The organism is Comamonas resistens, from assembly GCF_030064165.1.
Taxonomy (GTDB): Bacteria; Pseudomonadota; Gammaproteobacteria; order Burkholderiales; family Burkholderiaceae_C; genus Comamonas; species Comamonas resistens.
Map to the genome: position 1 here is coordinate 4,628,621 of NZ_CP125947.1, position 23,707 is coordinate 4,652,327.

The following is a 23,707-nucleotide window of genomic DNA, read 5'->3' on the forward strand; positions in this document are numbered from 1 at the left end:
TATGCATCTCATGCCAGAATTTCACTGCTTTTTTGCGTGGAGCAGTCATGATCACCTTTGTGCGAGCGGCATCTCTGACGAACTATGCGGAACTCTTCCGAGCGATGGGAGGAGACCCCGACAAGGCATTGCGTCAGGCTGGCCTGCGGCCATCCGTGGTGCTTGAGCAAGACCAGCTCATAGACGCACTGGTCGCCGGACGCCTGCTTGAGGATGCTGCGGCCTCCACGGGCTGCGAGAACTTTGGTCTGCGCATGGCGCAATCTCGCCAGATCTCGAACTTCGGAGTCGTCAGCCTGTTGCTGCTGCATCAGCCCACGCTGCGCAAGGTGCTGACCACGCTCATCGAGCATGTACACATGCTTAACGAGTCTTTGGTGATACAGATGGAAGACGCCAACGGCGTGGTTGTCCTGCGCGAGGAGTTCACGCTGCCGGAGGCCCTGACGCAATCCATGGAGTTGGCGATCGGCGTTCTGTTTCGCACCTGCAATCTCCTGCTCAATGACCGCTGGCGTCCACAACAGGTCTGCTTTACGCACCATGCGCCCCGCGATCTCAGCCTGCATAAACAGCTGTTTCGCTGCCGTGTGGAATTTGATGCGGACTTCAACGGCATTGTCTTTCGCACCGAAGACCTGGATGCTCCCAACCCCCTGGCAGACCCGGTACTGGTGCGCTACGCACAGACCGTGGTGGACACCAGCCAGCAGGGCCGCCAGGCCTCTGTTGCGCAGCGTGTGCGCAAGGCCATCTACCTCATGCTGCCATCGGGCAGCGCCACCTGCATTTGCGTTGCTCAGGGGCTGGGGCGCAGCGTGCGCACGCTGCAGCGGGAGCTCAGCGAGGAAGGGCTGAGCTTTACCGATTTGCTCGTCGAGGTTCGCTCCGATCTGGCCCAGCGCTATGTGCGCAATCCCGAGTACTCCGTGGGCCAGATCGCGTCCATGCTGGGCTACAACAGCCACAGCGCTTTTACGCGCTGGTTTGCCACGCTGTTCGGCTGCCCACCCGAGGTCTGGCGCGAGAAAAACATCCCGCAGCGCCAGCCTCAGGCCAGCGGGCCGATCAAGCGCGCGTAGGCTGCGCCAGCCAGCGCTGGGCCAGCTTGACCCAGAAGGTTCCCCCCAGCGGGATCAGCGTGTCGTTGAAGTCATAGCTGGGGTTGTGCAGCGTGCAGGGACCGCCGCCATGGCCCAGGGCGCGGTGGTCACCATCGCCGTTGGCGATGAAACAGTAGGCACCGGGCTTTTCCAGCAGCATGAAGGCAAAGTCCTCGGCCCCCATGGAAGGCTCCTGCGGCACCACGCCGGCATCGCCCAGAATCTCGCGCATCACCGTCTGTGCAAACTCGGCCTCGGGCGCCGTGTTGATGGTGGGCGGGTAGTTGCGTACGAACTCGAATTCGCATTGCGCGCCATGGGCCGCACAGATGGCCTCGCTGATCTGCTGCATGCGCTGCTCGATCATGTCCAGCACCTCCAGCGTGAAGGTGCGCACCGTGCCCTGCAGCTCCACGCTGTCGGGCACCACATTGGTGGCTTCGCCCGCATGAACCATGGTCACCGACACCACGCCGGCCTCGATGGGCTTGACGTTGCGGCTGACGATGGTCTGGAACGCCATGATGAGCTGAGCCGCCACGGGCACGGGGTCGATCACCATATGCGGCATGGCCGCATGACCGCCCTTGCCGCGCACCACGATCTTGAATTCGTTGCTGGAGGCCATGGCAGGCCCTGCGCCCACGGCCATGGTGCCGGCCTTCATGCCCGGCCAGTTGTGCATGCCGAAAACGGCCTGCATGGGGAACTGCTCGAACAGTCCTTCCTTGACCATCTCGCGTGCGCCGCCGCCGCCCTCCTCGGCAGGCTGGAAGATGGCGTAGACCGTGCCCTCGAAGCTGTCGCGGTGGGCAGCCAGATACTGCACCGCCGCCAGCAGCATGGCCGTGTGGCCGTCGTGACCGCAGGCATGCATCTTGCCCGCATGGCGGCTCGCATGATCGAAGGTGTTGAACTCCTGCATGGGCAGGGCATCCATATCGGCGCGCAGACCGATGGCACGGCCGCTCTTGCCGCCATCCCTGCCATGGATGATGCCGACCACGCCGGTCTTGCCCAGACCGCGATGGGTGGCTACGCCCCATTGCGCCAGCTTCCCGGCCACCAGATCCGAGGTGCGAATTTCCTCGAAGCACAGCTCCGGGTGGGCATGAATATCGCGACGCAGTGCGGCGATGTCAGGGGCGCTTGCATGAAGTTCGGGCAGCAGGGCCATGCGCTCTCTCCTTGGGGTCATCAATGGCAAAGACGCCATGATGACCCAAAGCCGGAGCCGTTGCGCCCTTGCGGCCTCAAAGCCTCACACCCGTACCTTGCCGTCCCCCGTGAGCATGGACAGCTCCACAAAGCGGGGCTTGCCCGCCTGAGGCCGGAAAGCGATGGGAAAACCCGCCACCTGCTGGCCGTTCAGGGCATCCAGCGCTGCCACCAGACCCGCGCGCTGCAGGCGTCCCCCCGCAGAGGCGGACTTCAGGGCCTCGGCCACGACACGGGCGGCCAGATAGCCTTCCATGCTTGAATAGTTGGGCTGCAGGGCCGCTGCGCCTTTCTGCAGCGCGGCCTGGAACTCGCGCGCCAGGGGGTGCGATGTCTTGTAGGGCGATGGCACGACCTGGGTGACCACCACGCCTTCGGCCTCTTTGCCCAGCGCCTGCGCCAGTGCCGACGTTCCCACAAACGACACGTTGTAGAACTGCCCGCCATAACCGGCCTGGCGCGCGGCGCGCACAAAAGCGGCGCTGGCGGCATAAGTGCCCACCTGTACCACCACGTCGGCGCCCAGCGGCACCAGGGTCTTGACCGCCTTGCTCACATCCTGGGAGTTGCGCTCCACCGTGGCCGTGCCCACTGGCTTGAGACCATGGCCTTGCAACGCCTGGGTCACACCATCGAGGCCAGACTGGCCATAGGCATCGTTCTGATAGAACACCGCAATCTTCTTGAGCCCCAGCGACACCAGTTGCTTGACCATGAGTGCGGTTTCATCGGCATAGGAAGCCCGCAGGTTGAAAACCGTCTGCGCCAGCTTGGGGTCGCGCAGACCAGCGCCACCGGTCAGCGGAGCGATCAGCGGCATCTGGGCCTTCTGCAGCAGAGGCAGGGCGGCCATGCTGGTCGGGGTGCCCAGGTAGCCGAACAGGGCCATGACATCGTCTGCCAGGAACTTCTGGGTATTGGCCACGCAGCGCTCGGGCTCATATCCATCGTCCAGGGTACGCAGCTCCACCATGCGGCGGCCGATGCCACCCTGGGCATTGAGCTGATCAAAGTACAGCTTGGCGCCCTGCGAGAACTGCGTCCCCAGCTGGGCCGAAGGGCCGCTGAGCGCACAAGACTGCCCCAGGACAATAGGTCCCGATGCCTCCTGCGCCATGCTGCTGGCGCTCCAGACTCCTGCCGCTGCGCCTGCAGCAGTCACAAATTGGCGACGATTCCATCGCATTGGCTTGTCTTGCATTGCTCTCGCTCTCCCTGCTTGGTGCTTGTTGTACGACTTGGATTCATTCGCTGCGGTTGTGGTGCATTTCATGTTTTTCTGCATGAATGCGAGTCGCATAATAGGCCGACATCGCCGTCGTTCACCGCGAATTCCCCTCAGTCTCAGAGCTCCAAAATGCCCCACATCGCACAAGTACGCGGCGCCTGTCCGCATGACTGCCCGGACACCTGCGCCCTGGTCACCACCGTGGTCGACGGCACGGCCACCAAGGTCCAAGGCAATGCAGAACATCGTCACACCGGCGGCGTGCTGTGCAGCAAGGTCAGCAAATACACGGAGCGCACCTACCATGCAGACCGTGTGCTGCAGCCGCTCAAGCGCAGCGGCCCCAAAGGCTCGGGCCAGTTCACCCCCGTGAGCTGGGACGAAGCGCTGAGCGACATTGCCCAGCGCCTGCACCAGATCGCACAGCGCCAGCCCGAAGCCATACTCCCCTACAGCTACGCGGGCACCATGGGCCAGGTGCAGGGCCAGAGCATGGACCGGCGCTTTTTCCACCAGCTGGGCGCCAGCCTGCTGGACCGCACCATCTGCGCCAGCGCCGGCAGCGAGGCCCTGGCCGCCACCTATGGCGGCAAGCTGGGCATGCGCATGGAATTCTTTGCCGAAAGCCGGCTGATCCTGATCTGGGGCAGCAACAGCATCACCAGCAATCTGCACTTCTGGCGTTACGCCCAGGAGGCCAAGCGCCAGGGCGCCAGGCTGGTCTGCATAGACCCGCGCAAAAGCGAGACGGCCGACAAATGCCACGAGCACCTGCAGTTGCTGCCCGGCACCGATGCCGCGCTGGCCTTTGCGCTGATGCACGAGCTGATCGTCAACGATTGGCTGGACCATGATTACCTCGCCCGTCACACACTGGGCTGGGAGGCCCTCAAGGCCCGCGCCCTGCAATGGCCGCCCGAGCGGGCAGCCCAGGTCTGCGGCCTGCCGGTAGAGCAGATCCGCCAGCTGGCGCGCGACTATGGCAGCAGCCAGCCAGCGGCCATCCGCCTGAACTACGGCATGCAGCGTGTGCGCGGCGGCGGCAACGCGGTACGCGCCATTGCCTGCCTGCCAGCGCTGATCGGTGCCTGGCGCCACCGCGCGGGCGGGCTGCTGCTATCAAGCTCCGGCGTGCTGCCCTTTGACATGGCGGCGCTGCAGATGCCCAGGCTGATGGGCGAACGCCGCCCGCGCACGCTGAACATGAGCAGCATTGGCGATGTGTTGCTGCACCCGGGCGATGCCAGCTTCGGGCCCAAGGTGGAAGCCGTGGTCGTCTACAACAGCAACCCCGTGGCCGTGGCTCCCGAATCAGCCAAGGTGGCCGCAGGCTTTGCCCGTGAAGACCTGTTCACCGTGGTGCTGGAGCATTTCCTGACCGACACCGCCGACCATGCCGACTATGTGCTGCCCGCCACCACCCAGCTTGAGCACTGGGACATTCACGGCAGCTACGGCCATACCGATGTGCTGCTGAACCGCCCCGCCATCGCGCCCGCAGGCCAGGCCCGCAGCAATGCCCGGATCTTCCGCGACCTGGCTGCGCAGATGGCCAAGCTGGACCCCTTGTTTGCCGCCAGCCACTTTCATGACTCGGATGAGGCTCTGGCCCGCCAGGCAGTTGCGCATACAGCTATCAGTTTTGAAGAACTGCTGGAACGTGGCTTTGCCACCATCCCCTTGCCTGAGGCTCCTTTTGCCAGCGGCGGCTTTGCAACGCCATCGGGCAAATGCGAGTTCGACAACCCGGCGCTGGCCGCGCTGGGCGTCAGCACCCTGCCCGATCATCTGCCCAACTACGAAGCGCCCACGCCCGACTATCCGCTGGCCATGATCTCGCCGCCGGCACGCAATTTTCTCAACAGCACCTTCACCAATGTCGCCAGCCTGCAGCGCATGGAGGAAAGGCCGCTGCTGGAAATACACCCCGACGATGCGGCCGCGCGCGGCATTGCCGACGGCGATCTGCTGCGCGTCTTCAATGCACGGGGCGAACATGTCTGCCATGCCAGCCTCAACGGCCGCGCACGCCAGGGCGTGGTGGCGGGCCTGGGCATCTGGTGGCGCAAACAGGGCGCCAACGGCACCAATGTCAACGAGCTGACTCACCAGCAGCTCACCGACATAGGTCGCGGCCCCTGCTTTTACGACTGCGCCGTACAGGTTGCCAAGGCCCTCTGAACACGACGCCAGCTGCACGCCATACCTGCGTCATTGCGGTTATTCGCGCGGCCCGATAAAGGCAGGCGCCAGATAATGCAGACCAGCTACGAATAAAACACGGCAGAAGAGAGACACCCGCAGGAAAACTCCCGCGCATCTGCCGACCTGACCAGATGTCATCACCGAAGATAAAAAAAACGACCAGGATTGCTACCCGTCTGGATCTGCGCCGCCTGATCCTGGTGCTGACGATCTGCAGCGCCTTGATCCCGTTTGCCAACACCTTCTATGCCGGCTATCTGGTGCAGCGCCAGCAGCTGATCGATACCACGCTGGAAGGCCATTACGCCTATGCCACCAAGCTGGCCCGCAGCACCGATGACTTTCTGCAATCGGCGCTGCAGCAGCTGGACTACAGCGCCAAGCTGATGGCCGGGCACATGGATGACCTCCACTATCTGGGCGAAGAAGCCGCGCGCCTGCGTCTGCAGACCAAGAGCTTCAACTCCGTGACCGTCATAGACCAGACAGGCTATGTCCTGGCCACCTCCCCCGAGACCTTGCAGATCGTGGGCAAGACACTCAAGAGTGCCGGTGTCACCGAAGCCCTGCAGGCCAAGGGGCCGATCATCAGCCAGCCCTATATGGCGGTGACGGACAACTTCATCATCTTCATCTCCCAACCCATTTTTGCGGCAGACGGCCAGTATCTGGGTGCCGTGGGCGGCAGCATCTACCTCAAGCAGGAGAGCATGCTGGATACCTTGCTGGGCTCGCACTTCTACCAAGACGGCTCTTATGTCTTCGTCGTGGACAAGAACAAGCACATCATCTATCACCCCAACAACAAGCGCGTGGGTGAACGGATCAGCAATAACGAGGCCATCAATCAGGTCAGCCAGGGCGAATCCGGCAAGACGCCGCTGATCAACAGCCAGGGCATAGAAATGCTGGCCGGTTACGCCGTCGTGCCATCCACAGGCTGGGGCATCGTGGCCCAGCGCCCCAAGACGGTCACGCTGGCTCCGCTCAACGCGCTGATGCGCTCCGTGCTCTACAAGACCCTGCCCATCGCCCTGCTGATGCTGCTGGTGATCTGGTGGAGCGCCCGCCGCATCACCAGCCCGCTGCGCCAGCTGGCCAACGGTGCGCGTGCCATGGACAGGCCCGAAACCGCCCAGCAGATCCAGTCCGTCAAATCCTGGTACTTCGAATCGCAGGAGCTCAAGAAAGCCATGCTGCGCGGCATCGGGCTGCTGCAGCGCAATATCACCAAGCTGCGCGAGGATGTGAACACCGACCCGCTGACCGGCCTGGGCAACCGCCGCCACCTTGAGGCCGCCATCACCGCTTTCCAGGCCGAGAAGATGCCGTTTGCCGTGATCGCCATCGACATCGATCACTTCAAGAAGATCAACGACGGCTTCGGCCATGACGCGGGCGACGAGGTGATCAGGCAGCTGGGCCGGCAGATACGGGAAGTGTCCCGCGCCGACGACGCGCCCTGCCGCGTGGGCGGTGAGGAATTTCTGCTGCTGCTGCCCGCCGCCCCGCTGCACAGCGCGGCCCAGGTTGCCGAGCGCCTGCGCGCGCTGGTCGAGCATACCGAGCTGCCCACGGTGGGCCGGATTTCGGTCTCTCTGGGCGTGGCGCACTGGCCCGACAGCAACGACGACATCAAGACCGTGTTCCAGCAGGCCGACGCCATGCTCTACGCCGCCAAGCGCGCGGGCCGCAACCGGGTGGAAGTCGTTCCACCGGCCACGACGGCCCGGTGATTACTCACGTATTGATAGCCAACAGCGCTTTATGAGAGAGCGCTAGATCCGTTTTTCATGCATGAAAAAGGCCCGGAAGCTCCGGGCCTTTTTTCGCCAGTTCCTGGCGGCGGCTCAGTCCAGCTTGGTGCCGGCAGCCTTGATGACCTCACCCCAGCGCTTGGCTTCGGCGCGGGCCATGGCATGAAACTGCTCGGGCGTGCCTGGCAGGGCTTCCATGCCGAAGTCCGCCATGCGCTTGACCACCTCGGGGTCCTTGAGCGCTTTTTGCAGGTCGCCGTTCAGGCGCTGCACCATGGCCGGCGGCATGGCCTTGGGGCCCAGAATGCCCTGGAAGGCATAGACCTCGGAATCCTTGACGCCCAGCTCGGCCAGCGTGGGCACATTGGGCAGCGTGGGAATACGCTTGGCCGTACCGATGGCCAGGGCGCGCACCTTGCCCGACTGGATCATGGGCAGGCCCGCAGGCAGATCCAGGAACATGCAGGGGACCTGGCCGCCCATCACATCGGCCACGGCCGGGGCTGCGCCCTTGTAGGGGATATGGGTCAGGCTGGTGCCGGTGCGATTCTTGAACAGCTCCATGGCCAGGTGATGGGGCGAGCCATTGCCGGGCGAGGCGTAGTCAAGCTTGCCGGGGTGGGCCTTGGCATAGGCCAGGAACTCCTTGAAGTCCTTGGCCGCGAAAGCGGGGTTCACCACCAGCGCCATGGGGAAGCGGCTGATGCCGCCGATATAGCTGAAGTCCTTGTCGGGATTGAAAGGCAGCTTGCTGAACAGATGCTCGTTGAAGGCCAGGATGGCGTTGTCGGCCGACATGATGGTGTAGCCGTCCGGCTTGGCCGAGGCCACGATCTGACCGCCGATATTGGTCGATGCCCCGGGGCGGTTGTCCACCACGATGGTCTGGTTCAGCGTCTTGCGCATGGCTTCGGCCACGGTGCGGGCCAGCACATCGGTGCCGCCTCCCGGTGGGTAGGGCACCACCCAGCGCACGGGGCCGGAGGGCCATTCCTGCGCCATGGCCCAAGGGGAAACGGCAGCAGCCGAGCCGGCAGCGGCGGCTGCCAGAAATTGACGTCTATCCATGGTTTTTGTCTCCTTGTGAATCACGGTTGGTTTTCCGTATCCGCGCTGCGGCACTATCACTATTGATAGCAGACAGCGCTTGCATTTATTGCGTTACACCCTGTTTTTTCTTGAGTGCATTCAGGGGCACGCGCTCGACCTTGTAGCCTTTTTTGCGCAGCAGCACGGGCAGGCCATGGGGCCCGACCATGTGCAGCGCGCCCACGGCGGCAAAGACGGTGTCGCCCTCCTTGAGCAGGTTGACGATGCCGTCGGCCATGCCGGGATTGCGGCCGTCGATCAGGCGTTGGAGCTGGGCACGCTCGTGCGGCGTGTTGGCGCAGTCGCACCAGTCGGCGTAGTTTTCCAGCCGGTCCTGCCTGCCATCGGCCCACAGATCGGCAATCAGATTGACCATTTCGGGGGCCTTGCCGCTCTCCAGCTGCTTGAGACCTTCGCTGACGCTTTCCGACACCTGCGCCGGGTCGTCGGAAAACAGCTCCCGAATCTGCAGCTCCGGCGTCTCCAGTCCCACCACGGGCTTTCTGAGACCCGCAGCCATGCCTGCCAGCATCATGTCCACGCCATAGTCGGGATACACCCCCAAAGGCCGCCCGGCCAGGGCCTGCAAGGCCACCACCTGGGCATCGGGGCGCAGCGGCGCGATGTCCTGGGCACAGGCCTTCTCGCGCTGCAACTCCAGCCGTGCCGCCAGCGCTGCGCTCAGCTCGGGCGCATCATCGCGCGCCTTCATGCCCTGGGCCAGGCTCTTGCTCACCTCCGGGTCCAGCACATTGAGCTCCAGCGCCAGCTTGTCGGACTTCATCATGGCGCCCATGACCGTCCGGCCGGGCATCAGCCATTCGCGGCGGCCCACATGCGATGTGCCATAAAGCCAGCTGTCGCGCCCGTCATGGCTCACGCGCCAGAGCAGACCGCGGTCCTGCGCGTCGCGCACCATGGCCTGCATCTCGCTCTTGCCCGGCACCGTCGCCTTGGCGGGGCAGGTGGCAGGGGCGGCCACGGCAGGCATGGGAATGTCCTTCAGCGATGGATCGGCTTCGGGGGCCGCCTGGGCCAGGCCGCTGCACAAGCTCAGCGCCATGGCCAAATTCAGCAAACGGCTTTGGCGTTGCATCACAGGGGGCATCCGCAGAACGCGCATAGAGGTCTCCGTCAGGGTTTCAATCCTGCGCAGTATCCATGACCGTTTCCTGATCGCCGCGCTCGCTGTCATTGCCGCCGGGCGGTGCAATGTTCTGGTCGATGGCGCCAAAGATGCTCTGGCCGTCCTTGCCCTTCATCTCGATGCGGATGGTGTCGCCGAACTGCATGAACTCGGTCTTGGGCGCACCGTCCTGGATGGTCTCTATGCAGCGCTTTTCGGCGATGCAGCTATAGCCCTTGGGCCATTCCATGCGTTTTTCCTTGCCCTTGCCGGTTTCCACGCCACGATTGCTCACCGTGCCGCTGCCGACGATGGAGCCGGCGCGCACATTGCGGGTCTTGGCGATATGGGCAATCAGCTGGCCGAAGTGGAAGGTCATCTCCTCGCCCGCATCGCACATGCCGACCTTGCGGCCGTTCCAGGTCGATTGCAGCGTCAGATGCAAACGGCCGCCCTTCCAGGCATCGCCCAACTCGTCCAAGGTCACAGCCACAGGGCTGAAAGCCGTGGCGGGCTTGCTCTGGAAAAAGCCGAAGCCCTTGGCCAGCTCATTGGGGATCAGATTGCGCAGGCTCACGTCGTTGACCAGCATCACCAGACGGATGCCATCGAGTGCTTCCTGAGCGTCCGTGCCCATGGGCACATCGCCGGTAACGACGGCAATCTCGGCCTCGAAATCGATACCCATGGCCGTGCTGGGCACGATCACATCGTCGCAGGGGCCGATGAAATCATCGCTGCCGCCCTGGTACATCAGCGGATCGGTGTAGAAATTGGCCGGCACTTCGGCGTTGCGTGCCTTACGCACCAGCTCCACATGGTTGATATAGGCCGAACCATCGGCCCACTGGTAGGCGCGCGGCAGCGGAGCCATGCAGCGCTGGGGGTCGAAGGGGAAGGCATGGCGGGCCTTGCCATGGTTGAGCTCATGCGACAGATCCTGCAACTGCGGGGCCATATAGCTCCAGTCGTCCAGCACCTGTTGCATGCGGTTGGCAATGCCCGTGGCATAACAGGCCATGCTCAGATCACGGGAGACGACGACCAGTTGACCATCGCGGGAGCCATCCTTGTAGCTTGCCAGTTTCATGCGTTTTTCCTGTCCTCGCGGCACACGCTGCTGGCACAATTCCAGGCAACGCTAGCCAAATTACGATTGGTTAAATTGATTTAACTAAACAAAACACGATTCTATGGCAATGGATAAGGAACGCGCAGGGATTCAGTCGGTCGAGGTGGGTTTCTCCCTAGTCGAAGCCCTGGCGCAGGCCAGCGGTCCGCTGATGCTCAAGGACGTGGCCGCCGCTGCCGGCATGAGCGCTGCCAAGGCCCACCGCTATCTGGTGAGCTTTCAGCGCATAGGCCTGGTCGCACAGGACGAGCGCAACTCGCGCTACGACCTGGGGCCTGCAGCGCTCAAGATAGGCCTGGCCTCTCTGGCCCGCCTGGACCCCGTGCGTCTGGCGCGCGAGCGCATGCCCGGCCTGGTCGAAGCCCTGAACCACACGGTGGCAATTGCGGTCTGGGGCAACCACGGGCCGACCATCGTGCACTGGGAAGAATCGGCCCAGGCCGTCACCGCCAATCTGCGCCTGGGCGATGTCATGCCCATGCTGGCCTCGGCCACGGGCCGCTGCTTTGCTGCCTGGCTGCCGCGCGAAGCGACAGCGCCGCTGCTGGAGCCCGAGATGGACCGAGCCCGCAAGGCCCGTCGCCAGGACCTGCCCTTGAGCGAAGAGGCCGTCTGCTCCATGCTGGCAGAAGTGCGCGAGCGCGGTACGGCCCGTGTGGTCGATACGCTGCTGCCCGGCATCGTGGCCTTCTGCGTGCCGGTCTTCGACGCTTCGGGACACCTGGTGCTGGGGCTGATGACCCTGGGCTCGCTGGCGACTTTCGACCCGGAATATGGTGGTGCCATAGATGCACCGTTGCAGGCTGCCGCCCGCCAGCTGTCCAGCGACCTGGGCTGGGCCGCCGGCGCCGCAGGCTGAGGCCTGCATCCACCGTCTACCCACCGCGCTTCTGGCGCAGACTCATCATCGCAAAGACCAAGGCATGGGCAGCTCCACCAAGACCTACAGAGCCCTGATTCCCGTCACCGGCCTGGTGCTGGGCGCGCATGCCGTGGTGCTTCTGGGTCTGCCATCGCTTTCGGGACCTGTCCCGCCTGCACCCGCCCCGGTGGTCATGGAGACACGCCTGGTGGAGCCGGCTGCGCCCCCGCCGCCTCCCCCTGCTCCAGCTCCGACCCCGGCACCCGTTCCAGCACCCAAGCCCAGACCCAGGCCAGTAGCTGCTCCGGCTCCAGCCAAGCCAGCCCAGCCGGCCACAGCAGCAGACGAACCTATAGAAAATTCAGCCCAACCGATGGAGGAGTCTGCGCCGCCAGCTCCTGAATCAGAAGCACCTACATCTTCGCCCGCACCATCGCCTGCACCAGCCCCAGAGCTTCCCGCCGATGCGCCCGAAGCCAACGGCGCCGACACCGCGCGCCCTCTGCAGGTCAGGCCAGGGGGTGGAGAGCCCTTACCACCCGGCACGCTCCTGCCCGTGGCCCTGCCCGGCTCGGCCACGCTGGAGTTCAATGCTTCGGGCCAGGTCAAAGGCTTTCACTATTCGGCCGGAGCCCAGCTGCAATGGCAGCAGGACGGCCAGTATTACCAGGCACGCCAGTCCATCAGCATGTTTCTGATGGGCGAGCGCTCCCAGACCAGTGACGGGCTGATCACGCCCCAGGGACTGCAGCCGCTGAATTTCACCGACAAGGGCCGCAAGACACAGTCCGCCCACTTTGACGTGGCAGGCGGCAAGAGCCATTACAGCGACGGCACGGCCGATGCGGCGATCTCGGACGGCATTCAGGACCGCCTGAGCGTGTTCCTGCAGCTCTCGGCCCTGATCGCCGGCGCCCCTGAGCGGTATCCGCCCGGCACCTTGATCGAGCTGACCTCCAGCAGCGCCCGCGCCGCCGCACGCTGGCAGTTCCGCGTGGGAGCCACCGAAGCGCTGGAGCTGCCCGTTGGCAGCATCATGGCCCTGCGCCTGGACAAGCTGCCCGGCAAGAGTAGCGATCAGCGCGGCTCCGTCTGGCTGGCCGCGAGCATGCAATATCTGCCGGTGCGCATCAGGCTGGATCAGGGAAATGACGACTTTGTCGATCTGCAACTCAAGAAATACCTGGCTGCACCACAGTGATGACCCGGCACAAACCCTGAGAGAAAACCAGAAACCGCGGCAGCACAAGTGCTCACACACCGTACAGCTCCCGTCTGGCACAGGATTGCAGTTCCGGCGTTGCGGCCTACTGCAGCTTCGGAAAGCCGGTTCGTCCCCAGGCATTCAAATCCATGGAATACTGTACTCAGATGCTCCGGGCAGGCGCTTCACCCTTGAAATGCTGCATCCAGCCTCCATCTCCCGATGGCAGGCATGCTCACAACGGAAGTGAAAGGAGGAACACCATGCAAATGCTTTACGACTCTGAATCCTTTGCGGTGCTCCATCTGCGACCAGACATGGAAGCAGACGCTCCGGCAGGCACCGCCGAGGCTGAGCCCCAAGCCCATCAGCTGCCCCGTCACGGTTTTGAGATCGTTGACAAGCGCTCTGGCAAAGAGGTCTATCTGGACGGTTCATGGGCCGAGATGTTCCAGAAGCAAATCCTGGCCTGGCAACAGGACGCCCCTTCGGAAGAAGAGGTCGAGGAAGCTCTGGACAAATACACCGGGCTGGCCCAACAGCCTGTCGTCATCCACTAAGCATTCCGCTTGAATTCTCAAAAAAGCCACTCAATTTCCTGAGTGGCTTTTTTCATGCTCTACCCATACAGGACATACGCATTTCGCTATCACTTTTTTAGCAGCCACATCACCAGGCTGGCCGGCAGCATGCAGCTCAGAAAGCCTATCAGCCACCCACCCGCACCCAATGTCAGCCAATAAGCCCAGTCGACGCCCTGCTCCGCGCAGTGAATTTCGCATTGAGAATTGTGCTGCCAGGCCATCCACATCACCAGACCTCCAAGCAGGAATGCCACGCTCAGGCTAATGACCAGGCAGGTGAACCAGGGCTTTTTCATGATTCAGGATGATAGCGAGGCGCGGTTGAGCCAGCGATACAGCGGTGCCACCAGCAGCAGCACGGCAATCAGGCGGCAGACCTGAAAGGCCGTGACCACCGGCACACCCAGCTGCAGCACCTTGGCGGTGATGGCCATCTCGGTGATGCCGCCCGGCGATGTGCCCAGCAGCAGTGTCACCCAGGGCAGGCCTGTGCCCCAGTGCAGCAGCCAGGCAAAACCCGCACAGATCAGCATCAGGCCCACGGTGCCCAGGGCCACCATGCCCAGCCAGCGCGGCGCGGTGTGCAGAAATTCACGGCGAAAGCGCACGCCCAGGCTGACACCAATCACCAGCTGCGCGGCATTCATCAACCACTGCGGCACGGCCGACAGCTCGACTCCCGCCATGGTCAGCCCCATGGAAACTATGAGAGCCCCCAGAAACCAGGGATTGGCCCGTTTGAGTTTGAGCATCAGCAGCGCCCCGGCCCCCGTTGCCAGCATCAGCCAGGCCAGACCCGGCCATTGCACGATGCGGATGCTGGGCGCAATCAGGCTGGGGTCGCCATGCAGCCCTGCCCATTGCAGCGCAAACGGGATGGTCACGGTGACGATAACCAGACGCAGGCTGTGGCTGGCCGCCACCAGATCGGTGCGCGCGTGTTCGCGCTCGGCCAGCAGCGTCATCTCGGAAGCCGCGCCAATCGAGCCTGAAAAATAGGTGGTGGCGCGCAGCCGCGCCTGTGTCATGTCCGGCAATTGCAGCATGCTGGGGGCCTGCACCCGGTACAGCCAGCGGCCAAAGGCCCAGCCCAGCAATAGCGCCCACCCAATGGCCAGCGCAATCGCCCACCACAGCCCGGCCACCAGCGCAGTCACGGCAGGCGTGAAATACAGACCCAGAGCACCGCCAATCGTCCACTGTCCCAGATTGCGCAGCCGACCCCAGCTTTGCGTGGGCGCCCCGGCAATCGATGCCAGGGAGACCGAAATCAGCGGCCCCAGCATCCAGGGCAGCGGCGTGTGCAGCACCAGGCACAGCTGCGCCGCCAGCCAGGCCAGCAGCAAAGTGACGGCCACCTGGGCCAGAAAACGGGGGGAAGGCAAGGCAGACATGTGCACGGGAAACCGACAAGGCACGACAATGGCGGATGCCGCAGTATCGTGGCAAATTCGGTGGGCAAAGCCACAGCTACGAAGCCATGCCCCGTCTTTCAAGATTGGACTGGTCAAACTATGTGGACTGCATCTCGGGCATCTATGCGCCTGACACCTCATCACGACTTACGCAAATCAGGTTCAAGCAAGAAGTTTTCCCGATGGGAACGCTCCTTGTGCATCCTTGTTTGCGCAAGTCCTACTCATTCTTCGCGCCCCGCGCTTTCTTTTCTGGCCACGGCCGCCGCATTGCTGCTCGGCGGCTGCGCCCATCAGGCCAGCACGCTGACCTCCAGTGCCGACTGGCAGCAGACGCTGGCGCAATGGACCGATGCCCAGGTCATCGCTCTTGGCGAGCAGCATGACCAGATTGCCCATCATCAGTGGGAAGCACAAACCGTGCAGTGGCTGGCAGCCGGGCAGCGCCTGGGGGCGCTGGTGATCGAGATGGCTCCAGCCGGGGGCAGCACGGCCGGTCTGGCCACCACCTCTACAGAGGAGCAGGTGCAGCAGGCACTGCAATGGCAAAGCGGCGCCGCTGGCGGCGGCTGGCCCTGGCAGGACTACGGCCCCATGGTGATGAACGCCGTGCGCGCCGGTGTGCCCGTGCTGGGCGGCAATCTGCCGCGCGCGCAGATGAAGCAGACCATGGGCCAGTCCCGCTATGACAGCCACCTGCCGGCCTCGGGCTGGCAGTTGCAGCTGGACGCTATCAAGGATGGTCACTGCGGCCTGCTGCCCGAGTCCCAGTTCGCCCCCATGGCCCGCATCCAGCTGGCCCGTGATGAATCCATGGCCAAGGTCGCTGCCACCGCCGTGCAGCAATGGAGCCGGCCCGGCCAGTCCGTGCTGCTGGTTGCGGGACGCAGCCATGTGCGCAGCGATATCGGCGTGCCCACCTGGCTGCCCAAGGATTTGAGGCAAAAAGTGGCGATAGCCCAATCAGATAAAGCGCCAAAAGCTATCAATATGAAAGCAGACAAGCTTCTGACACTGGCGGGCAATGCCTCACAGGACCAATGCGCCCAGTTGCGCGAGCAGTGGAAAAGCCGCCCAGCCCCCCAGACACCGGCCAACTGATCTGCTCAGTCCAGCAGGCCCTTGCCCCTGAGGGCCTGCTCCAGCAACCGCGCCAGCCGCTCATCCGGCAACTGGGCGGTGTAGTTCAGCGTGTGAAACCAGGGGTTGGGGTGCACGGTCTCGAAATCGCAATCCAGCATGAGGCGATAGCCGCTGCGGGAAGGCGGGTGCTCCGCCAGGTATTCGGCCATCCAGTCCTGCAGCCAATCGCCGCAGTCATCGAAGTTGCCGCACCCAAACACGGCCTCCACCAGCCTCAGCGGCAATTTGAAAGTGAAGCTTGGAGCCTTCTGATAAGGCTGGTAGGGCGGGCACATGGCTGAGTTCATCAGGCTGTCACGCCGCTCTGCACATCGACCAGGGGCTGGCCGGCGCCTGCTTTTTCCAGCAGCCGTGCAAAGTCCTCTGCCGGCAAGGGGCGGCTGCAGAAATAGCCCTGGAAGAAGTCACAGCCCTTGTCTTGCAGAAAAGACAGCTGCTCCTGCGTTTCCACGCCTTCGGCCAGCACCTTGAGTCCCATGGCATGACCCAGGGCAATGACGGAGCTGCTGATGGCCATGTCGTCGCCGCTGTTGGGGATGTCGTAGATAAAGCCTCGGTCGATCTTGAGCAGATCCAGCGGAAAGCGCTTGAGGTGGGCCAGCGATGAATAGCCGGTACCAAAGTCGTCAATCGCCAGACGCAGGCCCAGATCGCGCAGACGGCTGAGCACGGCCAACGCTTCCTCGGGTTTTTCGGCCAGCGCGCTTTCGGTGATTTCCAGTTCCAGCAGATGCGCAGGAAAGCCCGAAGTCTCCAGCACCTGGGCGGTCTCGCCCGCGATATCGGTGAGAAGGAATTGATGCAGCGAGACATTCACCGCAATCGTCAGCTCCGGCAACCCGGCCTCGCGCCAGGCCTGACCCTGACGGCAGGCTTCGCCCAGCACCCACAGCCCCAGCGGGCCGATGACGCCCGAGCTCTCGGCCACGGGAATGAAGCGCGCCGGAGAGATCAGCCCCTCCTCGGGGTCATGCCAGCGCAGCAAGGCCTCGGCCCCGGTCAGCCGCCCCGTGTGCAGATCCACCTGCGGCTGATAGAACAGCCGCATATGGCCCAGTTCCAGCGCCCTGCGCAGCCGCGCCTCCAGCGCCAGCCGCTCGCGTGCGGCCTGGGTCATGTATTCATGAAAAAAGCACCAGGCATTGGAGCCTCGGTTCTTGGCGCCATAGACGGCGGCGTGCGCGCCCTGCATCAGGTCCTCGGTGGTCAATGCATGGTCGGGATACAGACAGATGCCCACACTCACGCTCACCACCACAGGCAGGCCATCGGGTGTGATCCAGGCCTTGGCCGCTGCAGCCATCAGGCGCTCGGCAACTTCCACCGCCTCCTTCTCGCTGCTCAGATGCTGGGCCACCACGCAGAGCTCGTCACCCGCCAGTCGGCCGATGATGTCGCCATAACGCAGCGCGCCCTGCACCTGAAAGGCAATGTGCTTGAGCACCTCGTCGCCGACGGAGTGCCCATAGCTGTCGTTCACATCCTTGAAGCGGTCGATATTGAGCAGCATTACCGCCAGGCCTCGCTGCTCGGCCTTGGCGCGCTCGACCGCATCGCCCAGCATGAGCGCAAAATGCGAGCGGTTGGGCAGGCCCGTCAAGACATCCCGGTGCGCCAGAAACTCCAGCTGCTGCTCACGGGCCTTCTCGGCCGAGATATCGGTGAACATGCAGACGTAATGGGTGACGGTTCCCGCCGCATCCTTGACCGCGCTCAACGACATGCGCTCGGGAAAGATCTCGCCGTTCTTGCGACGATTCCAGATTTCGCCCTGCCAGTGCCCCGTGGCATGCATGCTGGCCCACATGGCATCGTAGAACTCCTTGTCATGGCGGCCGGACTTGAACATGCGCGGCGTCTGGCCCAGCATCTCCGCCTCGCTGAAACCCAGCAGGCGGGTGAATGAGGGGTTGACCGAGAGAATGCGGCTGCGCGCATCGGTGACCACCACACCCTCGATGGTGTTTTCCACCACGGCGGCGGCCAGACGGCGGCGCTCGTCAGCCTCGCGGCTGGCCGTCTGATCGGTCAGCAAGCCGGAAATGCGCAGCAGCCTGCCATCCACGTCCCTGTGCGCCTGACCACGGGCGCGGAACCAGCGATACAGGCCGTCAAAGCACAGCAGCCTGGCCGTCAGCGCCAATATGCTGCCCTGTTCCAGCGTCTGCCGGATCTCCGAGCGCACCGCATCCGCATCATCAGGATGCAGACGCGTGTAGAAATCAAAATCGTGGGACAGATCCTGGCCCCTGTAATGCAGCAGCGCACTCATGCCCGAGGACAGGTTCAGCTTCTGCTGCACGGCGTCCCACTCCCAGACCCCGCTGCCGCTGCCTTCCAGCGCCATGCGCAGCATGGTTTCGCTGCGTGTCAGCGCATTGCGGGCGCTGACCATCTCGCTCAGATCCTGCAACACGCACACCAGCGCCACCGGTCCGCGCACGCCCGAAGCCGCCACACGGCTGGTCGTGCACAGCACGGGCGTGACCTTGCCCGTAACCGCATGGGTGCAGTGGCGCAGGGCCTGAAAATAATCCTGACGGCCATCGAGCAATCGCCCGAGCTGCTGCTCGACCTCCACTCGGTCATCGGCCGGCACCAGACTGCGAAAGTCCTGCCCGGCCATGGACTCAACGCTGCAGCCCAGCCAGCCGGCCAGCTTGGCGTTGGCCCAGACGATCTCGGCACCGCCCACATGCACGCGCGCCATGCCTGCGGGCGCATGGCGTACCACCAGCTCCAGCTCCTGCGCCGTCTCCTGGCGCACCTGGTCGGCTCTGCTCTTGCGCGTGATCAGCCAGACCGCCACGGCCGACGACACCAGCAACCAAGCGATGAACAGGCCTATCTGCCAACGTATCGACTGCCTATGTGTCGATACATCAAAATAGTTGAGCACCCAGGCCTGTGCGCCCAACCACAACACTCCTGCGCACACGTAGAGAGTGACGAGCACCCAGGGTGTGACGCGAGAATGCCCCCCCACGCTTTTCATGTATTTCCTTTGTCCGCAGGGTCGATGCCTTGCTGCGACAATTGCCCAGCTATGACCCAAGCCTATATTTTGACTTTATCCTGCCCAGACCGACTGGGCCTGGTGCATGCCGTTTCGGGCTTTTTGCTCGAACAAGGCGGCAATATCGAAGAAGCTGCGCAGTACAACGACCCCGTCACCGGCCTGTTCTTCATGCGCGTGCAGTTTGCCTGCGACGGCAAGGACGCCGCCTCCCTAAAGGCATCCGTTGCTCAATTAGCTGATCAATATCAAATGCAGTGGAGTTTGCACTCCAAAGCCGAGCGTATCAAGACCGTCATCATGGTCAGCAAGGAAGGCCACTGCCTCAACGACCTGCTGTTCCGCTGGAAGTCGGGCCTGCTGCCTATCGAGATCAAGGCCATCATCAGCAACCACCGCGAGTTCTATCAACTCGCCGCCAGCTACAACATCCCCTTCCACCATATCCCCGTGACTGCCGCCACCAAGGCCCAGGCCGAAGAGCGCCAGTACGAGATCATCGAGGAAGAAGGCGCCGAACTCGTGGTGCTGGCGCGCTACATGCAGGTGCTGTCCAACGACCTGTGCAAGAAGCTGTCTGGCCGCGCCATCAACATCCACCACAGCTTCCTGCCCAGCTTCAAGGGTGCCAAGCCTTACTACCAGGCTCATGACCGCGGCGTGAAGCTGATCGGCGCCACCGCCCACTATGTGACGGCCGATCTCGACGAAGGCCCGATCATCGAGCAGGACGTGGCCCGCGCCGACCACACCGACACCGTGGAAGACCTGACGGCCCGTGGCCGCGACACCGAGAGCCAGGTGCTGGCCCGCGCCGTGAAGTGGCATAGCGAACGCCGCGTGATCCTCAACGGTCACAAGACCGTGGTGTTCCGCTAAGTTCTCAGGCTTGGGACTTTCCGCATGACCGGCAGCCACAGCGCCTGGACCAGTGTCACTGCCCGGCGGATTCCGCCGATTCAGTGTCTGCTCACCTTCGAGGCGCTGGCGCGGCTGCGCTCGGTCACGCAGACGGCCGAGGAGCTGTGCGTCACGCCCAGTGCCGTCAGCCACCGCGTCAAGCAGCTGGAGCAGATCCTGGGCACGCGCCTGTTCGGCCGGGCGGATTTTTCGCTAACCACCGACGGCAGTGCCTATCTGGCCCATGTGCGCGAAGGCCTGGGCGCGCTGCAGCGCTTTCCCGGCGCCTCGGCCGCGCCTGGGCGCAGGCGGCTGAAACTGGCCGTCACCCCGACATTTGCCCGCGTGATCCTGATTCCGCGCCTGCGGCAGTTCACCGAGGCTTATCCCGAAATCGATATTGCGCTGCAGGTCTCGATTCCGCTGCTGGACGTGATTGGCGAGGACGCCGACCTCATGGTGCGCTTTGGCGCCGGCCACTATGCCGATGTGGAGCACATCGAACTGGCCCGTGACACCGTCACTCCACTGGCCTCGCCGAGCTTTGTGCGTGAGCACGGCCCCTTCGAACACCCCGAAGACCTCGAAGGCATGCCGCTGCTGCGCAGCCCGCTCGAGCCCTGGCGCACCTGGTTTGCCGCCACCGGCCTGGACATGGCCGAGCCCAACGAAGGCTCGCAGTTCAACGATATCGGCCTGATGTGTGACGCCGCCTCGGCTGGCATGGGCATTGCCTTGGTGCGCCACAAACTGGGCGCCCCCTGGCTGGAAAACGGCACCCTGGTGCGCCTGTTCGACACCGATGCCCCCAGCCCTCATGCCCACTATCTGTGCTGGAAGACCGGCATCATGGACCGCTGGGAATGCTCGGCCTTTGCCGAGTGGCTGCACAAGTCCATGAACTGATGACTTTCAAAAGCATAGCTTTCAGCGCTTTCCAGCAAACGGATTGAAGCCTTTTTCATATCAATAGCGCTTTTCCCCTCATGCGGGTTGCGCCATATCAAAACCAGCCGCATTCCCCAAGTCACAGCTGCCTAACGTCGCCCCGGCGCGACACAGCCGTATTCCTCCTCATCTGCCTGGCGTCTGCCCTTGACCAACATCGGGGCACAACATTTATGACAGCAGGAGGAGACCCATGCATTTGCCCACATCACAACCGCTGCGACGCGCACTGCCGCAGGCGCTGGCCTTGAGCGCCGCCCTGAGCCTGGGCACGGCCTCGGCACAGGAGGCCATCATCATCGGCGCCAGCCTGCCGCTCAGCGGCTCCCAGGCAGCTGCGGGCAAGGAGGGCCAGGCCATCATGCAGGCCCAGATCGATGCCTTCAACCGCGAAGGCGGCGTGGGCGGGCGCAAGCTGAGCCTCAAGCTGCTGGACGACGGCTACGACCCTCAGCGCGCCGCAGCCAACGCACGGGCACTGGCAGAGCAAGGCGCAGTGGCCCTGCTCAACTGCTGGGGCACGGCCAATTGCGCCGCCATGCAGCCCGAGCTGGAGCGCGGCCAGACGCCGCTGATCGGCGCCATCGCCGGCGCCGGCCCGCTGCGCCAGCAGCCCGGCCGCCTGGTCTATCCGCTGCGCGCCAGCACCCGGGGCGAAATCAATGCCATGCTGCAGCAGATCCAGACCCTGGGGCAGTCCCGCATCGCCATCGTCTATCAGCAAGACGGCTTTGGTCAGAGCAGCCTGGACGTAGCCCACGCCGTGCTCAAGGAACGCGGCATGAGCGCAGCGCTGGAGCTGGCGGTCGACGCCTCTGGCAGCAATGCACAGGCCGCCGTGCAGCAGCTGAGGCAGGCCGATCCCGCCGTTCAAGCCATCATCGTGTTCGCCGGTGCTTCGGCCACCGTCAATCTGGTGACACAGGCGCGCCAGGCACAGCTGCAGCAGTCAATCTACAACCTGGCAGCCCAGGCCAACCAGGCCGTCGTCAAAGGCCTGGGCAGTCACACCCGGGGCATTGTCTTCACCACCCTGGTGCCCAGCCCCTGGCGCACCTCGGTGCCGGCCGTCAAGTCCTACCAGCAGTTGCTGAGCGCCAGCGGCATGCCACAGCCTTCCTATCTGGGCCTGGAAGTGTTCATCAACACCCAGGCACTGCTGGACGGCCTGCGCAAGGCCGGCCCCGGCGTGCAGCGCAGCAATCTGCCTGCGGCGCTGGAGGCCCTGGGCGAGCTGCGCTACGGCCATATGCAGGTGCGTCTGGCCGCCCCCGCGCGCACGGGCTCCAGCTATGTGGGACTGGCCATGATCGACCAGTCCGGCCAGTTCCGCGAGTAGGTACGGGCAAGCGCGAACCGGCCCATGTGCCTGACTGGCCGCTGCGGAGCATGGATTGCCGCCCCTGAAAAGGCTAAGCAATCTAACCCTAACACTCTGTTGCGACTTAGGCAGGCCAGGGAGTGCGCAGTGGCAGCATGAACTCCATCCCATCAAAAACAACAGAGGGAGGAGACCATGCAGCATTCACCCAAGCCGCTTCGCGCGGTATTCACAGGGGCCGCTCTGGCCCTGGCCGCCGCTTTCGCGGGCGATGCCGCCGCGCAAAGCAGCACCGGCCCCATCATCATCGGCACCAGCCTGCCTCTCACCGGCCCTCATGCCAGCACCGGCAAGGAGCTGCTGAGCATCATGCAAAGCTATGTACAGCGCAGCAATCAGCAAGGAGGCATCGCCGGGCGCAATCTGCAGCTGGTCGCGCTGGACGATCACTTCAGCGCTTCGCAGACCGAGCTCAATGCGCGCCGTCTGGTGGAAAACGGCGCCGTGGCCCTGCTCAACTGCCTGGGCACCAGCAGTTGCAACGCCATGCTGCCCACGCTGCAGACCAGCCACACGCCGCTGGTTGGCGCCATGGCCGGCAGCGGCCTGCTGCGCGAGTCTGCGGCACGCTATGTGTTCAATCTGCGCGCATCGACCGAGAGTGAAATCACGGCCATGGTGCACCAGATCCAGTCCGTGGGGCAGAACCGCATTGCGCTGGTCTACCAGAGCGATGAATTCGGCCGCAGCAGCCTGCAGACCGCCCACAACGCTTTTCGCGCGGCCAAGCTCACACCTGTCATCGAGCTGGCCCTGGAAGCCGACGGCCGCAACGCCGCAGAGCTTGGCAAGACACTGTCTGCGCTGGACAACCTGCATGGCGTGATCGTGCTGGCATCGGCCCCGGCCACCACCGCTCTCATCACCCAGTCGCGCAAGCAGCAAGTCGGCGTGCAGTTCTACAACCTCGCAGCCCAGGCCAATCAGGCACTGGTGCAGGGCCTGGGCGAGCACACCCGCGGCGTGGTGTTTGCCACCCTGGTGCCCAGCCCCTGGAAGGCGGCCATTCCAGCGGTCAAGAGCTACCAGCAGCTGCTGAGCAGCCCTGGCCAGCCCCAGCCCTCCTATCTGGGCCTGGAGGCCTACCTCAACATCCACACGCTGGTGGAGGGCCTGCGCAAGGCCGGTGCCGAGACCAGCCGCGCCAAGCTGGTCAGCGCGCTCGACAGCCTCGGCGATATGCAATACGGCCCCATGCGCGTGCGCTTTGCCCAGGGCCGGCACCAGGGCTCGGGCTATGTGGGCCTGGCCATGCTCAACCAGCATGGCGGATTTATTGAGTAAAAACGGCTCAAACCCAGTACAGGAAAGCGGTTGCAGCTATCAAAATCACAGGCCGCACAACCGCTTTTCAAACAGCGCTGCAATAAAACTCACGCCACAGGGCGGGAGCATC

20 protein-coding genes are annotated in these 23,707 nt (G+C 63.9%); 11 read left to right on the forward strand and 9 right to left on the reverse strand.

Annotated features, from left to right (window positions below; translation table 11 throughout):
* The first annotated feature begins 47 nt into the window (after window positions 1-47).
* A complete protein-coding gene (locus tag QMY55_RS21520; protein ID WP_283486142.1) occupies window positions 48-1,082 on the forward strand; it encodes an AraC family transcriptional regulator in 1,035 nt (344 codons plus the stop codon).
* Here QMY55_RS21520 and QMY55_RS21525 read toward each other — a convergent pair.
* Both QMY55_RS21525 and QMY55_RS21530 read right to left on the reverse strand, forming a co-directional pair.
* Window positions 1,069-2,280: a M20 aminoacylase family protein gene (locus tag QMY55_RS21525; protein ID WP_283486143.1), complete on the reverse strand. Its 1,212-nt coding sequence runs from the start codon at window positions 2,278-2,280 to the stop codon at window positions 1,069-1,071. The two genes, QMY55_RS21520 and QMY55_RS21525, sit on opposite strands and share 14 nt — an antisense overlap.
* Before the next feature lie 84 nt (window positions 2,281-2,364).
* A complete protein-coding gene (locus QMY55_RS21530; RefSeq protein WP_283486144.1) occupies window positions 2,365-3,522 on the reverse strand; it encodes an ABC transporter substrate-binding protein in 1,158 nt (385 codons plus the stop codon).
* Between the two features lie 156 nt (window positions 3,523-3,678).
* On the opposite strand from QMY55_RS21530, the gene QMY55_RS21535 reads away from it, so the two are divergent.
* A complete protein-coding gene (locus QMY55_RS21535) occupies window positions 3,679-5,730 on the forward strand; it encodes a molybdopterin-containing oxidoreductase family protein (protein ID WP_283486145.1) in 2,052 nt (683 codons plus the stop codon).
* Between the two features lie 155 nt (window positions 5,731-5,885).
* Window positions 5,886-7,490, forward strand: a complete 1,605-nt coding sequence (locus QMY55_RS21540) for a sensor domain-containing diguanylate cyclase (RefSeq protein ID WP_283486146.1) — start codon at window positions 5,886-5,888, stop codon at window positions 7,488-7,490.
* A gap of 114 nt (window positions 7,491-7,604) precedes the next feature.
* Here QMY55_RS21540 and QMY55_RS21545 read toward each other — a convergent pair whose 3' ends face one another.
* The 3 genes from QMY55_RS21545 to QMY55_RS21555 form a co-directional block, all read right to left on the reverse strand.
* On the reverse strand, window positions 7,605-8,579 hold the full coding sequence (locus tag QMY55_RS21545) for a Bug family tripartite tricarboxylate transporter substrate binding protein (protein WP_283486147.1): 975 nt from the start codon (window positions 8,577-8,579) through the stop codon (window positions 7,605-7,607).
* Between the two features lie 85 nt (window positions 8,580-8,664).
* The gene (locus QMY55_RS21550) at window positions 8,665-9,723 is read right to left on the reverse strand and encodes a TraB/GumN family protein (RefSeq protein ID WP_283486148.1); all 1,059 of its coding nucleotides are present in this window, start codon (window positions 9,721-9,723) and stop codon (window positions 8,665-8,667) included.
* Between the two features lie 19 nt (window positions 9,724-9,742).
* Window positions 9,743-10,816, reverse strand: a complete 1,074-nt coding sequence (locus QMY55_RS21555; RefSeq protein ID WP_283486149.1) for a fumarylacetoacetate hydrolase family protein — start codon at window positions 10,814-10,816, stop codon at window positions 9,743-9,745.
* A 109-nt stretch (window positions 10,817-10,925) separates the two neighbouring features.
* Between QMY55_RS21555 and QMY55_RS21560 the strand changes: the two genes are divergently transcribed.
* The 3 genes from QMY55_RS21560 (at window position 10,926) to QMY55_RS21570 (ending at window position 13,484) form a co-directional block, all read left to right on the forward strand.
* Window positions 10,926-11,717: an IclR family transcriptional regulator gene (locus tag QMY55_RS21560; protein ID WP_283486150.1), complete on the forward strand. Its 792-nt coding sequence runs from the start codon at window positions 10,926-10,928 to the stop codon at window positions 11,715-11,717.
* Between the two features lie 64 nt (window positions 11,718-11,781).
* Entirely contained in the window at window positions 11,782-12,921 is a 1,140-nt protein-coding gene (locus tag QMY55_RS21565; RefSeq protein ID WP_283486151.1) for a DUF3108 domain-containing protein, read from the forward strand.
* Between the two features lie 266 nt (window positions 12,922-13,187).
* Entirely contained in the window at window positions 13,188-13,484 is a 297-nt protein-coding gene (locus tag QMY55_RS21570; protein ID WP_283486152.1) for a BTH_I0359 family protein, read from the forward strand.
* An 89-nt stretch (window positions 13,485-13,573) separates the two neighbouring features.
* On the opposite strand, the gene QMY55_RS21575 is transcribed toward QMY55_RS21570, so the two are convergent.
* Window positions 13,574-13,804 carry a hypothetical protein gene (locus QMY55_RS21575; protein ID WP_283486153.1) on the reverse strand — a complete coding sequence of 77 codons (231 nt, stop codon included), beginning with the start codon at window positions 13,802-13,804 and terminating at the stop codon, window positions 13,574-13,576.
* 3 nt (window positions 13,805-13,807) lie between these two features.
* Window positions 13,808-14,902, reverse strand: coding sequence for an AbrB family transcriptional regulator (locus QMY55_RS21580; protein WP_283486154.1), 1,095 nt, complete (start codon window positions 14,900-14,902; stop codon window positions 13,808-13,810).
* A 216-nt stretch (window positions 14,903-15,118) separates the two neighbouring features.
* On the opposite strand from QMY55_RS21580, the gene QMY55_RS21585 reads away from it, so the two are divergent.
* Window positions 15,119-16,024, forward strand: coding sequence for a ChaN family lipoprotein (locus tag QMY55_RS21585; protein ID WP_283486155.1), 906 nt, complete (start codon window positions 15,119-15,121; stop codon window positions 16,022-16,024).
* A gap of 5 nt (window positions 16,025-16,029) precedes the next feature.
* Here the strand turns inward: QMY55_RS21585 and QMY55_RS21590 are convergent, their stop codons facing one another.
* Together QMY55_RS21590 and QMY55_RS21595 are read right to left on the reverse strand one after the other, a co-directional pair.
* A complete protein-coding gene (locus QMY55_RS21590) occupies window positions 16,030-16,353 on the reverse strand; it encodes a hypothetical protein (protein WP_283486156.1) in 324 nt (107 codons plus the stop codon).
* Window positions 16,353-19,061, reverse strand: a complete 2,709-nt coding sequence (locus QMY55_RS21595) for a sensor domain-containing protein (protein ID WP_283486157.1) — start codon at window positions 19,059-19,061, stop codon at window positions 16,353-16,355. The genes QMY55_RS21590 and QMY55_RS21595 overlap by 1 nt, the downstream gene beginning before the upstream one ends.
* A gap of 51 nt (window positions 19,062-19,112) precedes the next feature.
* On the opposite strand from QMY55_RS21595, the gene purU reads away from it, so the two are divergent.
* The 4 genes from purU (at window position 19,113) to QMY55_RS21615 (ending at window position 23,595) form a co-directional block, all read left to right on the forward strand.
* Window positions 19,113-19,961 (forward strand): formyltetrahydrofolate deformylase, encoded by an 849-nt coding sequence (gene purU, locus QMY55_RS21600; RefSeq protein ID WP_283486158.1) that lies wholly within the window; start codon window positions 19,113-19,115, stop codon window positions 19,959-19,961.
* A gap of 24 nt (window positions 19,962-19,985) precedes the next feature.
* Window positions 19,986-20,888 carry a LysR substrate-binding domain-containing protein gene (locus tag QMY55_RS21605; RefSeq protein ID WP_283486159.1) on the forward strand — a complete coding sequence of 301 codons (903 nt, stop codon included), beginning with the start codon at window positions 19,986-19,988 and terminating at the stop codon, window positions 20,886-20,888.
* A 235-nt stretch (window positions 20,889-21,123) separates the two neighbouring features.
* Complete coding sequence (locus QMY55_RS21610; RefSeq protein ID WP_283486160.1) at window positions 21,124-22,269, forward strand: ABC transporter substrate-binding protein; 1,146 nt, start codon at window positions 21,124-21,126, stop codon at window positions 22,267-22,269.
* A 177-nt stretch (window positions 22,270-22,446) separates the two neighbouring features.
* Complete coding sequence (locus QMY55_RS21615) at window positions 22,447-23,595, forward strand: ABC transporter substrate-binding protein (RefSeq protein ID WP_283486161.1); 1,149 nt, start codon at window positions 22,447-22,449, stop codon at window positions 23,593-23,595.
* The last annotated feature ends 112 nt before the right edge of the window (window positions 23,596-23,707 follow it).

Bases quoted from the DNA above. Each gene is read 5' to 3' on its own strand.
- QMY55_RS21540 (WP_283486146.1), top strand. From the start codon at position 5,886: ATGTCATCACCGAAGATAAAAAAAACGACCAGGATTGCTACCCGTCTG.
- QMY55_RS21520 (WP_283486142.1), top strand. From the start codon at position 48: ATGATCACCTTTGTGCGAGCGGCATCTCTGACGAACTATGCGGAACTC.
- QMY55_RS21535 (WP_283486145.1), top strand. From the start codon at position 3,679: ATGCCCCACATCGCACAAGTACGCGGCGCCTGTCCGCATGACTGCCCG.
- QMY55_RS21570 (WP_283486152.1), top strand. From the start codon at position 13,188: ATGCAAATGCTTTACGACTCTGAATCCTTTGCGGTGCTCCATCTGCGA.
- QMY55_RS21545 (WP_283486147.1), bottom strand. From the start codon at position 8,579: ATGGATAGACGTCAATTTCTGGCAGCCGCCGCTGCCGGCTCGGCTGCT.
- QMY55_RS21590 (WP_283486156.1), bottom strand. From the start codon at position 16,353: ATGAACTCAGCCATGTGCCCGCCCTACCAGCCTTATCAGAAGGCTCCA.
- QMY55_RS21610 (WP_283486160.1), top strand. From the start codon at position 21,124: ATGCATTTGCCCACATCACAACCGCTGCGACGCGCACTGCCGCAGGCG.
- QMY55_RS21550 (WP_283486148.1), bottom strand. From the start codon at position 9,723: ATGCGCGTTCTGCGGATGCCCCCTGTGATGCAACGCCAAAGCCGTTTG.
- QMY55_RS21565 (WP_283486151.1), top strand. From the start codon at position 11,782: ATGGGCAGCTCCACCAAGACCTACAGAGCCCTGATTCCCGTCACCGGC.
- QMY55_RS21605 (WP_283486159.1), top strand. From the start codon at position 19,986: ATGACCGGCAGCCACAGCGCCTGGACCAGTGTCACTGCCCGGCGGATT.
- QMY55_RS21575 (WP_283486153.1), bottom strand. From the start codon at position 13,804: ATGAAAAAGCCCTGGTTCACCTGCCTGGTCATTAGCCTGAGCGTGGCA.
- QMY55_RS21555 (WP_283486149.1), bottom strand. From the start codon at position 10,816: ATGAAACTGGCAAGCTACAAGGATGGCTCCCGCGATGGTCAACTGGTC.
- QMY55_RS21525 (WP_283486143.1), bottom strand. From the start codon at position 2,280: ATGGCCCTGCTGCCCGAACTTCATGCAAGCGCCCCTGACATCGCCGCA.
- QMY55_RS21595 (WP_283486157.1), bottom strand. From the start codon at position 19,061: ATGAAAAGCGTGGGGGGGCATTCTCGCGTCACACCCTGGGTGCTCGTC.
- QMY55_RS21530 (WP_283486144.1), bottom strand. From the start codon at position 3,522: ATGCAAGACAAGCCAATGCGATGGAATCGTCGCCAATTTGTGACTGCT.
- purU (WP_283486158.1), top strand. From the start codon at position 19,113: ATGACCCAAGCCTATATTTTGACTTTATCCTGCCCAGACCGACTGGGC.
- QMY55_RS21560 (WP_283486150.1), top strand. From the start codon at position 10,926: ATGGATAAGGAACGCGCAGGGATTCAGTCGGTCGAGGTGGGTTTCTCC.
- QMY55_RS21580 (WP_283486154.1), bottom strand. From the start codon at position 14,902: ATGTCTGCCTTGCCTTCCCCCCGTTTTCTGGCCCAGGTGGCCGTCACT.
- QMY55_RS21615 (WP_283486161.1), top strand. From the start codon at position 22,447: ATGCAGCATTCACCCAAGCCGCTTCGCGCGGTATTCACAGGGGCCGCT.